Origin of the sequence: Oceanobacillus sp. FSL W7-1281, from assembly GCF_037969835.1 — a bacterium.
In the GTDB taxonomy this organism is placed as follows: Bacteria; Bacillota; Bacilli; order Bacillales; family Amphibacillaceae; genus Oceanobacillus; species Oceanobacillus oncorhynchi.
Map to the genome: position 1 here is coordinate 895,743 of NZ_CP150214.1, position 12,153 is coordinate 907,895.

Here is a 12,153-nt window from a genome sequence, read left to right on the forward strand (position 1 = left end):
AGTATCGAAGAAGGAAAACAATCGTTTTGTATATGTAATGATTTGGAAAACGCGAAGTCTTTGAATAAAAACAAGTTTAACTGAGAGCGGTCAGAATGAAGAAGAAGTCGACGTGAAAATGAAATCAAACCAAAACAAACCCCGGGTCGTCAAACCGGGAGTTCGTCTTTATCAGGTTATTCTTCCAGTGCTGCTTCCAAAAATGTCCGATTAACCAATCCTTCAATTTCATCTGACTGCATATACCCAGCTTCGTAGCTGATTGTTGCCATTTCCTGAAGCACTTCTTCGTTGATTTCATACGTCGGATTGAGACGTTCGCTTGCTTCCAGCGTCTCCTCATAATCCAACTCGTTGCCTGTCGTTTCTTCAATGTGATTGACAAACAATTCAACCGCTTCTTCTTGATTCTCTTCAATAAATTCTACCGCACGGGCGTGGGCACGCAAATAGGCCTGTGTTAATTCCTCATTGCTTTCCGTAAATGCTTTTCGGGCAGTAACAACAGTTGTTGTTGATTCTGTTCCCCAAGCAAATTCTTCTTCATCAAGGAGAATGTCGGCGTTTGCCTGATTTTCCAAATACACGCCCCAAGGCTCCTGTGTGGCCGCAGCATCGACGTCCCCCTGCAGGAACAGCGTGGATGTGTCAGCAGGAGCCTGCGGTACCAAGCTTACAGTTCCGCCCTCGTCATCTACTTTCAGTCCGACCTCATCTAATGCTTCTCGCAGCATGATGTCCTGCGTAGACCCGATAGTCGGGATTGCTACGCGCATGCCATCAAGATCTTCAACGCTTTCAATACCTGAATCTTCACGGGTGGCAAGGACAGCTCCGCCGTTCACCGCTCCGGCAATGATTTCATGCTCCGGATTTCTTAAATAAGTTGTTGTTGCTGGTGACGGGCCAACAGTACCAATGTCGATATCCTGTGTGGACATAGCCTCCATAAAGGCACTGCCATCCGGGAATGTGGAGGTTTCGATACTTACCTCTTCTCCCATTTCTTCTTCAAAGTAACCATTTTCCAGTGCGACTACCGTGGTGATATGTGTAAAGTTAGGAAAATATCCAATGTGTATTTCATCGGCAGCTTCTTCTGATCCGCAGCCCGCCGCTCCTAATAAAAGAAGCGCACCCAGGCCGAATAATATTTTTTTCATATCCTTCATCCTTTCCACTAAGCTCCAACACCCCATTTTCTTGCAACAGAGCGTTCCATTCTAAGAAATACCTGATTATCCATAATCGTACCGATTACACCGATCACAATCATAATAGAGAGCACTAAATCCATTGATTGCAAGGAGCGTCCCATATCTAACAAATACCCCAGGCCGCCGTTTCCTCCGAGAAGTTCCCCAGCCATGATTGCGCGCCAGGCAAAAGCCCAAGCAACACGAAGACCGGAGATGATATGCGGTACAGATGCCGGAAGAATCACGGTTCGCACAAGATGCGTACCCGATGAACCTAATGTACGTGCGGCATTTAAATAAAGATTGGGCACATTTTTAAATCCGGTGCTTGCATTTACTGTCATTGTCCAGGTTGCTCCAATAGTGACAATAAATAAAATCGCTACGTTCCCAAGCCCAAACCAGACAATAGCCAGAGGGAACCAGACAATACTCGGGATGGACTGTAACGCAGTCACAAAAAATCCAAGCGTGTCATCCACCCATTTATAACGGGCGATCAAGTATCCAAAAATTAGACCTAAAACCACTGCTATGGAAAAACCGAGCAGCAGCCTCCCAAGCGTCATTCCGGTAGCTCCGAGTATTTGCCCGGAAATCAGACCGTTCACTAATGTGCTTAACACCGTGACTCCGCCGGGATCATTCGGAATCAGTAAAGGGGGAAACATAAAGGTTGGAAACAGGTTGGTTTTAGATATGATCTCCCATATAGTCACGATCACGATCACGAACAGCACTCGTCTTAAGGCGGTAATCATCCCCGAACTCCTCCTTCAACACTTTTTCCATTTCTTCTTCCAATTCCTTCATCACACGTGTTTCCAAATCTACAATTACACTATCTGAAGGGTTACGCGGGCGCGCCGCCTGTACTCTGAAAGATTTTTTGATTGCTCCCGGTCTTGTGCTCATAAGCAATACCCGTTCCGATAGGGTGAGTGCTTCACGAATATTATGCGTGATAAACAGAATGGTTTTTCCGGTTTTTTGCCAAATTTCTTGCAGCTCCTGATGCAAAATAAGCCGTGTCTGCTCATCAAGCGCCGCAAATGGTTCATCCATCAAAAGAACGTCAGGATCCATCACGAAAGCACGGGCAATTGCTACGCGCTGCTGCATACCTCCGGATAATTCATGGGGAAAAGCTTGCGCAAAATTCCCGAGATGCACCATCCGAAGTCCTTCCATTGCTTTTTCTTCCGCTTCTTTTTTACTCATTTTTTTCAACAGCAGTCCATATGTAACATTATCCATTACATTCATCCATGGAAATAAACCGCCTTGTTGGAAAACAACGACCCGGTCTGTACCCGGTCCTTGGACTTTTTTATCATTCACATACACTTCTCCAGATGTCGGACTGTCCAGACCAGCGATTAAATTCAAAATCGTGGACTTGCCACAGCCGGAAGGTCCAAGCAAAGAAACGAACTCGCCTGCTTCAATTTGGAGATCGATATCATGCAGGACATGGAGCGAATCTGTTTTGCCTTTGGGAAAGCTTTTATTTACCTGCTCCAGTTTTACCTTCATAAAGACCCTCTCCTTCAAAATATTAAATAAATATAAGTAAACTTATAAGGATTATATATTATGCAAAAAAAAGCGTCAAGGGAACTTGTATTATAATAGGTTTTATATTTTATCCAATGAATTATAAAATTCTGTCTAAATAACAGGTATGGAGGGAAAGATTCATGAGTTTTCTCTCAAAAGCAGTTTTAGAAAAAATTTTTCTATTTGAAAAGAGAGATTTAAATATTCGAAAAAAACATAAAAAAAGAAAAGCCTTGCAAAAATTTTGACCATCGAACCTACTTTATTTATAATGAGTTACATAAAGTAAGTTTATTATTTTTAGTTAAATATAAATCGATTAAGGAAGGTGACAAGTATAAAATGGAAAATAAATTTTTTGAAGCTCCGGCAATGTATGTATCAGATATAACCATTCAAGTAGCTGATTTACAGCGCTCTGTCGAGTTTTATCATACTTTTTTAGGCTTTCAAGTGATGAAGGAGAAGGGAAACCAAGCCATTCTTTCAACAGATGGAAGGAAGGCTTTAATTACGCTGGAACAGCCGGAAGGAGTACTGCCGAAACAAGGCAGAACAACAGGGATGTATCATTTTGCCATTTTATTGCCTCAAAGAGCGGATTTGGCGGCATTTTTAAAGCATATTCTGCAAGCGGGGAGAGCATATAGCCTGCAATTAGGAGCTGCCGATCACCTTGTCAGTGAAGCACTCTATTTTTCTGATCCGGATGGAAATGGAATCGAAGTTGCCAGAGACCGATTGTCTGAAAGCTGGAAGTGGGTAGATGAATCCGTGCAAATGAGTACGGATCCGCTTGATGCAGATGGACTGCTGGCAGAGGCTGCTGGTGATTGGCAGGGGATGCCTGTGGAAACACGTATTGGACATGTGCATCTCCATGTGAATGATTTACCGGCAGCAAGGGAATTTTATATCAAAGGAATGGGCTTTCAAGAGGTAACTGGACTTCCCGGAGCTTCTTTTTTATCTGACAACGGTTATCATCACCATATTGCGATTAATACATGGAATGGGGAAGGGGTGCCGATTCCAGATTTACAAGCGGCTGGGATGCAGTTTTTTACAATAACGTACCCGAATAAAGAGGAGATAGACAAAGCGGTTCAAAGATTGGCAGCATTAGGTTATCCGGCTGATGAAGGAATGGTAAAGGACCCTGCGGGGAATCATATTTTTCTAACTGCTGCAGCAAAATAAAAAACATCTGCTTGAAAAAGTGGATAGGTAAATCCAATTGCGGTAGAATAAAAACACAATATACAGTGAGAGATGGGAGCACCTCCATGGAATATATTTTATTAATTATTGGATTTGGATTGTTAGTAAAAGGGGCAGACTGGTTTGTTGACGGTTCTTCTAATGTTGCTCAGCTGCTGCGCGTTCCCCCGATTTTAATCGGATTAACGATTGTTGCCTTAGGAACAAGTGCGCCGGAAGCAACGGTAAGTATTATTGCGGCAGTGCAAGGAACAGCTGATGTCGCAGTAGGAAACGTCGTTGGAAGCAATATCTTTAATATTACCATGGTTATCGGTTTGGCAGCTGCGATTTATCCGCTTCGGGTTCAAAATGAAATGATTGTCAAACAGATTCCTTTTGCATTGCTGGCGGCAGTAGCTTTGTTTGCCTTAGGTAGCGATGTGCTGCTGCAAGGTTCGACAGCAGATATCCTCAGCAGAAGCGATGGAATCATATTCTTTCTGTTTTTAGCGATTTTTATGTATTACATCATTGAGGTCGGTTTGAAAAGCAGGAAAGAAACCACAGCTGTTAAAGATTCCAATGTAAAATGGGGGAAGAGTACCTTAATCACTCTTCTTGGGCTGGCTGCGATTATTCTGGGAGGACAATTCGTTGTGACCAATGCAACAGAAATTGCTTTGTCATGGGGGATGAGTGAAGCACTAGTCGGTCTGACCATCGTCGCAGTAGGAACCTCCCTGCCTGAATTAGTTACCTCTATATCTGCAGCACTAAAAAATGAAAGTGAAATTGCCTTAGGGAACGTGGTTGGCAGCGGAATTTTTAATATTTTATTCGTTCTTGGTGCAGCATCGCTGATCTCTCCTTTACCCATTAATCCTGTTATCTTCACAGATATTTGGATAATGATTGTGCTGACCATCCTATTATTGATTTTTTCCCGAACGAGCTTTCGAATTGGAAGAAGAGAGGGGATTATACTTGCTCTTATATATGTAGCGTATACCGTCTATATTATTATAAGAAATTAAAAAGAAGGAGAACCGGTCTCCTTCTTTTACTTTGTATACCAGCTGGCAGCTGCTTTCACTTCACTCATCGTCAGCTGGTGCCCATTACTCTCCCAATGGATATCAGCTTTAGCTCCGGCGTTTGCCAGCAAACGCTGCAATTCCTCCGCTTCTTCTGGAGGACACATCGGATCATTATTACCCGCAGCAATAAATACGTCTGTACCAGTTAAATCCGGAAGGTCAATGCCCTTTCTCGGAACCATCGGATGATGAAGGATTGCCTTTTGCAGGGAGCCTTTATAATGGAATAAAAGGCTTCCGGCAATATTAGCTCCGTTCGAATAGCCGAGTGCTGTAACTTGCTTTCGGTCAAACCCTTCTTTTTGGCTAGCCTCATTTAAAAATTCATGTAATTCTTCTGTGCGTTTGATTAAATCTTCTTCATCAAAAACACCTTCCTCCAAACGGCGGAAAAAACGGGGCATGCCGTTTTCCAATACGTTACCGCGAACGCTCAAAACATTTGCCTCTGAATCAATGATATTCGCTAAAGGTAATAAATCACTCTCTGTACCGCCTGTTCCGTGCAGGAGAAGCAGGGTAGGTCCATCTGGACCCGCTTTTTCTTCATAGATATACTTCATTGATGTTCATCCTTCCCACTTGCGTTATTCTTTTTCGGCAGCTTGATGGCCAACCTTTTTTAATACCTCGATAACGGTTTCCTTATCGTTCTCTGAAATTCCTTGGAAAACCTCTTCAATCACCTGCTGATGCTTCGGGAAAATTTCATCCATCATTTGTTTTCCTTTTGCTGTAATTTCTAAATAGACTGCTCTTCTGTCATCAGGACAATTTGTCCGGATTAAGAGCTCTTTTTTTTCAAGCTTATCAATGACATAGGTTATCGATCCGGTGCTGATTAATACGGATTCTGAAATTTCCCGGATAGTTTGTCTGCCTTTATGATACAATGCTTCTAAAATAGCAAAGTCAGATGCACGCATGCCGTGTTTTTTGATATCTTTTTTTGTTAATTCTTCTAAAGCTTTAGAAGCCTTCATGGTAATGACGAAAGCTTTCAATGATAAGTTCTCAGCCAAAATAATCACCTCTCTTTTGCAATATAAAAAATATATTTAATTAAGATATATGTAATTAAATAATAATGAATAATAACTAATTTGTCAAGTGAGCGGATGGAGAGGTATGTGCTTTGCGGCTTCAAAAATCTTCTGGTGTTACAGTCATTACAGCGTTCTTTACAGGGCGGCTGTTTAACCTAAGAAAAAGTGTCGCGGAACACATAGTAGGGAAAACAATAAGGGAGTTTGATGATTGAGAAATGAAGAAGAGTTACTGTGAGCAAGAATAAATTTGAAGAACATCTTGATGCAGCAGGAATTGCGTTTGATTTGCTTCTTTTCCTGCCTATATTTATATCTAACATAGCAGGAATTTTCAGCAAGGATGTATTTGCTGAAAACCCCTTGTATTTTCCAGCTATTTTTATCATCGATATGATTTATATAGCTGTTTATTATTCTAATGTGAAAGATAAAGAATATCGAGGAGAGGGAATGCTTTATCTGGTGCTATTAATTATATTAGGTTTCTCCTTGATTGGAATGAGCATAGCTTATGCGCTTACGATTCTTTGATATTATACAGATATAATGACATAACAGTTTAGAGCTTTAATTTTCTTCATCCGTCATCCGTTTTGATCTTATGCATCTGCATTCGTTCATTAAACAATGTCGGATAGGAGAGAAAACCAAGCATAATACTGGTTACAGCAGCTGTTGTCAATAATAGAAAGAGAATTAACAGCTGGAATTGGACTGCTTGGATTGGGTCAGCTCCAGCAATAATCTGCCCGCTCATCATTCCCGGCAATTGAACAAGACCGATTGTTTTTTGGCTTTCAATCGTGGGAATCAAGCTCGCTTTAATAGAATGAATCAATGGCAAGTGAATAGCCTGCTTTGGTGTTCCGCCTAAAGAAAGCAGGAGCTCTGTTTCTTTTTTCTTTGTTTGGATTTCTGACGTGAAACGGTTAAGAAAAAGAATGGAAAGCACCATGGAATTACCGACAACCATCCCGCTGATAGGGATAATGTATTGTGCAGTCGGCGGTGTAATTTGAAATCCCAACAGAATACCTTGTGTCAGCAGCTCAATAAAAACAAAGGTCAGAATCAGCTTCCATATGATTCCCTTGATTGATGCGCCTTTTTTCTGTGCATTATGTGTGGCTGCGCCAATCATGAGAGCAACCATTAAGATAATAAAAAGATAGCTGTCTGATTCAAAGACAAAGGTTAAAATAAAGCCGACAGCTATAAGCTGAATAATCGATCGAATGGTAGCAATAAACGTATCTTTTTCCAAGCCGAGATGTAATGTTTTAGAAAGTACTAAAGGAATCAGGACGAAAATAAGCGATAAGCTTAAGTTTAGGACACTCACTGCCATTCCCCCTTCACAAATTCCTGTACCCGGGAGTCAGCAGGATTTTTCAATAAGTCTTTCCTTCCTGCCTCGATAAGCTCCCCGTTCATCATGACCCACGTATCATCGCCAATATGTAAAGCTTGTTCTAAATTATGAGTGATCCAGGCAATGGTCACAGAAAATTTCTGGTTAATATGCTGAATCAACTGCTCGATATCCGATGTGGATACCCGATCGAGGGAGGAGGTAATCTCATCCAGCAGCAATACTTTTGGGCGATTGACAAGCGTACGAGCAATTGACACCTTTTGCCGCTGACCTCCGGATAAATCTGTGACATCCCGGTGGAGAAAAGAATCATCTAGTCCAACCTGCGTGAGCAAATGCGCTGCCTCTTCTTTTTCTAATTCTTGGTTTTGAAGTGTTTTCGGCATAGCCAGATTTTTATAAACGCTCCCCCGCAGCATCGTCGCATCTTGAAGTGCAATGCCAACAGTACGCCGTAACGCAGTCGGTTCCATGATTTGAATGTTCTTTCCAAATAGATAAATGTCCCCTTTGGTTGGAGAAATCAATCCGTTTAATAAGCGGAATATCGTTGTCTTTCCAGCTCCGGAAGGACCGACAAACGTGGTGATTTTTCCTTCACGCAGGAAGCCGGATATATCTTTAATAATATCTAAATCTTCATCAGAATAGCTGACATGGTTTAGTTCGATGGCTGCTTTATCGGTTGATTGTTCCATGGTGAAGTTCCTTTCTGAAATGGGTATAGAAGAGAAGCAGGAGAGAGAACCTCCTGCTGAACAAATCTTATTCTATCATTCCTCTTGATGATTTAAAAGCGCGCGTTTTTGCTGGAGAAGCTTTTGAAATTCCTGATCCAGTTCATCCGACGGCTCCAGGCTGAGCTTGCTTAATGTTTCTGTTATCTTCGTTTCAATAATCATTAACTGCTGTTCGATTGGGTCTTCCTGTGTTTCTTTTTCCATTGATTCTTCATGGAGCTGCTGAATGCTTCCATCAAAAAAGGTAAGCTGCTGTTGATTTATTTCAATGACCTTGGTTGCGATATTTTCGATAAAATGCCGGTCATGGGATACAAATAAAACAGTGCCCTCATAGGCCTGAAGCAGCCCCTCTAACGCTTCGACAGCCTCGATATCGAGGTAGTTTGTCGGCTCGTCGAGAATCAGCATATTGATATCACTGACAAAAAGCTTTGCAAATGCGACCTTAACCTGCTCTCCGCCACTGAGCACATGGACAGGCTTAAAAACATCATCACCATAGAAATGCAGCCGCGCTAAAACCGTCCGAATAAGGGTTTCGTCCTGTTTAGAGGTTTCTTTGGCATTATCCAAAATCGACTTTTTCTGATTTAAAGTAGATAAATCCTGTTGAAAATAACCTATTTTTACAGACGGATTTAAAGTGATACCGGCATCCCTATCCATTATTTTTTTAATAAACGTTGTTTTGCCTGCTCCGTTTGGGCCAATGATGCCAACCTTATCTCCGCTCTTTATATTTAAACTGGCTTTTTTCCATAATTGTTTCCCGGGGACAGCACCTTCTACATCCTCTATCCGTAAAATAATTTTCTGCTGCAATTTTTCTTGATGGGGAAGTGTCATTTTCAAGGGAGCAGCTTCTCTTACCTTTTCCACTTTTTCCATATTATCTAACCGGGTTTCTAAAGCTTTGGATGTTTTTTGCAGCTTTTTCTGCTTTTTCGCAAAGTAGGGTTTCGCCCCTTTTAAGGATTCTTCTGTAGAGCCGATTTTGCTTTTCGGTGTTTTGGTTGCCCGCTGTGCTTTTTGTTCTTTTTTCTCTATCGCACGCTCAAGCTGCCTTCTTTTCTGCTGATAATGCTCATAATCCAGACGTTGTTTTTCGATTTCTTTATCCTTTTGCTCTCGGTATGCTGTATAATTGCCGGAATAAATTTGGATGCGCTCTTCATCAATTTCCCAAATTTGCTGACATAATTTATCTAAAAAATTACGGTCATGAGAGACGATTATTAATGCTCCCTGCCAATGGGACAGCTGTTTTTCAAGCCATTCAATATGTGCTGTATCCAGATTGGTTGTCGGCTCATCAGCGAGAAGGAGACCGGTTTGTTTTTGTAAAGCATCTACAATATAAGCCTGCGTTACTTCTCCGCCGCTTTTTTGATCACGCTTCTCTTTTAATTGTGGCAATAATTCCACCGAAGTATGCATATGAATCGTACCTTGCTCCGGTGGAATGTTACCGGCAAGCAGGTTGAGCAGAGTTGTTTTGCCTGAGCCATTTTTTCCGACTAAACCAATCCGGTCTTTGGCATGAACAACCAAATGCTCTATCGAAAATAATTCCCGATCTTTGATACTGTGTTTGATATGATGTGCTTCTAAAATTCTCATAAAATCATCTCCGTATCTATGAAGGATGGGAATAGGGGAGTTAATTGCATAAAAAAACCCCTATTCTGCATTCAGAACAGGAGTCGCCAAAAAAGGAAATGGGCATACGTATCGCTCATTTCATACGGGTATTTATCACAAAGGATAAAAGGCTAATCCTGTTCTGAAATCGTTCCATGAGAGCATGAAAAACAATACAGCAAGAGGGCACACGGATTCCGAGTTTCCAATCTGCTGTTATCATCCTCTTATGAAATTCATTCTTTTAAAAAAACAGGATTAGTACTTCATGTTCCCTTTGTTCACCCTTTCGATTATTGTTGATTACAGTATAGCGGAAATAAGAAGTTTTGTCATTAAAAGAAAATGGATTACCAGTTAATTTTCAGAGTTTTTCCACTTAAACCGTGTTATGAGCGCCATGATTATAATATTTAAAATGGAGGCGACCAAAGCACAGCTAGCCATGAATAATAACCCCATACCTCCCCAGCCGCCTACAAAAAGAAAGCTGGCTATAATGAGTAAAAGACTTAATAAGCAAGTGATGAGAGGAAGAATAATTCTTTTTTCCTTTAGGAGCATACTCAGCAGGAATATAACGATTCCTATTCCGATAACATAGACAAAAAATTCGATATATCCTTCCGCTGGTCCGTTCATTGTTCTTTCCTCCTTGAACTATATTTCCTTGTATACTAATCAGTCCTGCAGGAACAAAGAAAAAACCAGACAAACTTCTTTCAGATAAAAGAATATGAAATCATTGTCTGGTTTATGCAGTCTTATTATAAAGCTCTTGGTGTCTGATGGATGGAATTCTCCTGTACAGCATCTTTAATCAAACAGTTTCCGCGTCCATGCGGTATACACATTGGCGTACCAAAAATCGGATCGCATGCGATATTGCACCGCATCCGGAATACGGCGGAGACAAGCTCGGCAGAAATGGTATCCTCCGGCTTTCCCTGTGCATATACTTTTTTATCTTTGATTGCAATAATATGATGAGCGTAGCGGCTTGCCAGGTTCAAATCATGCAGTACCATAATAATCGTACGGCCATCTTTTTCGTTTAATTCAAACAGAAGGTCAAGCACATCGATTTGATGAGTTAAATCAAGATAAGTAGTCGGTTCATCCAATAAAATAATGTCTGTATCCTGTGCTAACGTTAAGGCGATCCATGCACGCTGGCGTTGTCCGCCTGACAGCGAATCGACAGACTGGTCTTTTAAATCGGACATATTTGTATCTTCTAATGCCTTTTGTACTGCTTCTTCATCCTCATTGGACCATTGCTTCATCACCTTGCGATAGGGGTGCCTGCCTTGTTTGACAAGTTCATAAACCGTCAATCCTTCGGGGCTGGTCGGTGCTTGAGGCAAAATAGCCATGTTTTGCGCAACTTCTCTTGTGCGCATTTTAGAGATGTTTTGTCCATTTAATATAACAGATCCCTGCTTTGGCTTTAATAAACGTGCCAAAGAACGTAATAAAGTTGATTTTCCACAGCCGTTTGGGCCAATAAAAACAGTGATTTCCCCTTTAGGGATAGCAATGTCTAATTCATCTATAATAATACGGTCTCCGAACCCAAGTGTTAAGTTGCTTGCTGTTAATGAGTTCAATGAAAACGCCTCCTGACCTAAAAAGGTGCGTATAGCTACTAACTTCATTTTATTGCTAGAAGGACGAATAGTCAATGATAATAGTTTTCAATTAGGTGACAATTTAACGTGCTTTCGAAAGAAGTCCCCCTCTTCAAGCGTGTGAAGGGCGTAGTCCAACGGTAAGGGGGGGATGAATTTCGTTTGGGTGATAGACCAAAGGCTTTTTCTTTTGATTTTTGCTGAACATGGTATAATCAGTCATATAAAGTAAAAGATTGATATATCAGTGAAATTAGACAGTAATAACCATTCAGTCTTCTTAATATATTACCATCTTGTGTTCGTTGTGAAGTAAAGAAGAAACGTAATCGATGATACCATTTCAGATTATGCCAAAGATAAATTTGTATCTTTGAGTGAAAAATATAATATTACATTGGTGGAATGGAACCACGATATGGCCCATGTTCATATTTTGTTCAAAGCTCAACCCAACAGTGAATTATCGAAGTTCATCAATTCCTATAAAAGTGCCAGTTTAATACTTATCAAGGAAGACTTTCCTCATGTTCGTAAAAAGTTATGGAAAGAAATGTTTTGGTCAAGAAGCTTTTGTTTGGTGACGACTGGTGGTTCTCCTATCGAAATGGTGAAGGAATATATTGAAAATCAAGGGAAAAAGTGAGGTGACTTG

At 41.0% G+C, this 12,153-nt stretch carries 13 protein-coding genes and 1 pseudogene; 4 read left to right on the forward strand and 10 right to left on the reverse strand.

Features of this window, described 5'->3' with window-relative positions; genetic code table 11:
• Window positions 1–176: 176 nt before the first annotated feature.
• The 3 genes from MKX55_RS04430 to MKX55_RS04440 are packed head-to-tail and all read right to left on the reverse strand — an operon-like array spanning window position 177 to window position 2,735.
• Entirely contained in the window at window positions 177–1,163 is a 987-nt protein-coding gene (locus MKX55_RS04430; RefSeq protein ID WP_339236358.1) for an ABC transporter substrate-binding protein, read from the reverse strand.
• Window positions 1,164–1,180: 17 nt separating this feature from the next.
• The gene (locus MKX55_RS04435; protein WP_339182722.1) at window positions 1,181–1,960 is read right to left on the reverse strand and encodes an ABC transporter permease; all 780 of its coding nucleotides are present in this window, start codon (window positions 1,958–1,960) and stop codon (window positions 1,181–1,183) included.
• Window positions 1,893–2,735 carry an ABC transporter ATP-binding protein gene (locus tag MKX55_RS04440; protein WP_339236360.1) on the reverse strand — a complete coding sequence of 281 codons (843 nt, stop codon included), beginning with the start codon at window positions 2,733–2,735 and terminating at the stop codon, window positions 1,893–1,895. The genes MKX55_RS04435 and MKX55_RS04440 overlap by 68 nt, the downstream gene beginning before the upstream one ends.
• A gap of 366 nt (window positions 2,736–3,101) precedes the next feature.
• Between MKX55_RS04440 and MKX55_RS04445 the strand changes: the two genes are divergently transcribed.
• Together MKX55_RS04445 and MKX55_RS04450 are read left to right on the forward strand one after the other, a co-directional pair.
• Window positions 3,102–3,959, forward strand: coding sequence for a VOC family protein (locus MKX55_RS04445; RefSeq protein WP_339236363.1), 858 nt, complete (start codon window positions 3,102–3,104; stop codon window positions 3,957–3,959).
• Between the two features lie 86 nt (window positions 3,960–4,045).
• Window positions 4,046–4,996 carry a calcium/sodium antiporter gene (locus tag MKX55_RS04450; RefSeq protein ID WP_339236365.1) on the forward strand — a complete coding sequence of 317 codons (951 nt, stop codon included), beginning with the start codon at window positions 4,046–4,048 and terminating at the stop codon, window positions 4,994–4,996.
• A gap of 26 nt (window positions 4,997–5,022) precedes the next feature.
• Here the strand turns inward: MKX55_RS04450 and MKX55_RS04455 are convergent, their stop codons facing one another.
• Both MKX55_RS04455 and MKX55_RS04460 read right to left on the reverse strand, forming a co-directional pair.
• On the reverse strand, window positions 5,023–5,622 hold the full coding sequence (locus tag MKX55_RS04455) for an alpha/beta hydrolase (protein WP_339236367.1): 600 nt from the start codon (window positions 5,620–5,622) through the stop codon (window positions 5,023–5,025).
• 24 nt (window positions 5,623–5,646) lie between these two features.
• Window positions 5,647–6,081: a MarR family transcriptional regulator gene (locus MKX55_RS04460; protein WP_339182729.1), complete on the reverse strand. Its 435-nt coding sequence runs from the start codon at window positions 6,079–6,081 to the stop codon at window positions 5,647–5,649.
• 258 nt (window positions 6,082–6,339) lie between these two features.
• Here MKX55_RS04460 and MKX55_RS04465 point away from each other — a divergent pair, with 258 nt between their 5' ends.
• Complete coding sequence (locus tag MKX55_RS04465) at window positions 6,340–6,639, forward strand: hypothetical protein (RefSeq protein ID WP_339236370.1); 300 nt, start codon at window positions 6,340–6,342, stop codon at window positions 6,637–6,639.
• Between the two features lie 46 nt (window positions 6,640–6,685).
• Here MKX55_RS04465 and fetB read toward each other — a convergent pair whose 3' ends face one another.
• The 5 genes from fetB to MKX55_RS04490 all read right to left on the reverse strand — a co-directional run bounded on the left by fetB (window position 6,686) and on the right by MKX55_RS04490 (window position 11,477).
• A complete protein-coding gene (gene fetB / locus MKX55_RS04470) occupies window positions 6,686–7,450 on the reverse strand; it encodes an iron export ABC transporter permease subunit FetB (RefSeq protein ID WP_339236373.1) in 765 nt (254 codons plus the stop codon).
• Window positions 7,447–8,181, reverse strand: coding sequence for a phosphate ABC transporter ATP-binding protein (locus MKX55_RS04475; RefSeq protein ID WP_193064007.1), 735 nt, complete (start codon window positions 8,179–8,181; stop codon window positions 7,447–7,449). The genes fetB and MKX55_RS04475 overlap by 4 nt, the downstream gene beginning before the upstream one ends.
• A gap of 75 nt (window positions 8,182–8,256) precedes the next feature.
• Window positions 8,257–9,846, reverse strand: coding sequence for an ABC-F type ribosomal protection protein (gene abc-f / locus MKX55_RS04480; RefSeq protein ID WP_339236376.1), 1,590 nt, complete (start codon window positions 9,844–9,846; stop codon window positions 8,257–8,259).
• Window positions 9,847–10,224: 378 nt separating this feature from the next.
• Entirely contained in the window at window positions 10,225–10,509 is a 285-nt protein-coding gene (locus tag MKX55_RS04485) for a YesK family protein (RefSeq protein WP_339236378.1), read from the reverse strand.
• A gap of 125 nt (window positions 10,510–10,634) precedes the next feature.
• Window positions 10,635–11,477, reverse strand: a complete 843-nt coding sequence (locus tag MKX55_RS04490; protein ID WP_339236381.1) for an ABC transporter ATP-binding protein — start codon at window positions 11,475–11,477, stop codon at window positions 10,635–10,637.
• A gap of 268 nt (window positions 11,478–11,745) precedes the next feature.
• Here MKX55_RS04490 and tnpA point away from each other — a divergent pair.
• A pseudogene (tnpA, locus tag MKX55_RS04495) lies at window positions 11,746–12,144 on the forward strand (IS200/IS605 family transposase).
• The last annotated feature ends 9 nt before the right edge of the window (window positions 12,145–12,153 follow it).

Excerpts from the sequence above, each read along its gene's own strand:
- MKX55_RS04485 (WP_339236378.1), bottom strand. The coding sequence starts at position 10,509 with ATGAACGGACCAGCGGAAGGATATATCGAATTTTTTGTCTATGTTATC.
- MKX55_RS04450 (WP_339236365.1), top strand. The coding sequence starts at position 4,046 with ATGGAATATATTTTATTAATTATTGGATTTGGATTGTTAGTAAAAGGG.
- abc-f (WP_339236376.1), bottom strand. The coding sequence starts at position 9,846 with ATGAGAATTTTAGAAGCACATCATATCAAACACAGTATCAAAGATCGG.
- MKX55_RS04475 (WP_193064007.1), bottom strand. The coding sequence starts at position 8,181 with ATGGAACAATCAACCGATAAAGCAGCCATCGAACTAAACCATGTCAGC.
- MKX55_RS04440 (WP_339236360.1), bottom strand. The coding sequence starts at position 2,735 with ATGAAGGTAAAACTGGAGCAGGTAAATAAAAGCTTTCCCAAAGGCAAA.
- MKX55_RS04430 (WP_339236358.1), bottom strand. The coding sequence starts at position 1,163 with ATGAAAAAAATATTATTCGGCCTGGGTGCGCTTCTTTTATTAGGAGCG.
- MKX55_RS04435 (WP_339182722.1), bottom strand. The coding sequence starts at position 1,960 with ATGATTACCGCCTTAAGACGAGTGCTGTTCGTGATCGTGATCGTGACT.
- MKX55_RS04445 (WP_339236363.1), top strand. The coding sequence starts at position 3,102 with ATGGAAAATAAATTTTTTGAAGCTCCGGCAATGTATGTATCAGATATA.
- MKX55_RS04455 (WP_339236367.1), bottom strand. The coding sequence starts at position 5,622 with ATGAAGTATATCTATGAAGAAAAAGCGGGTCCAGATGGACCTACCCTG.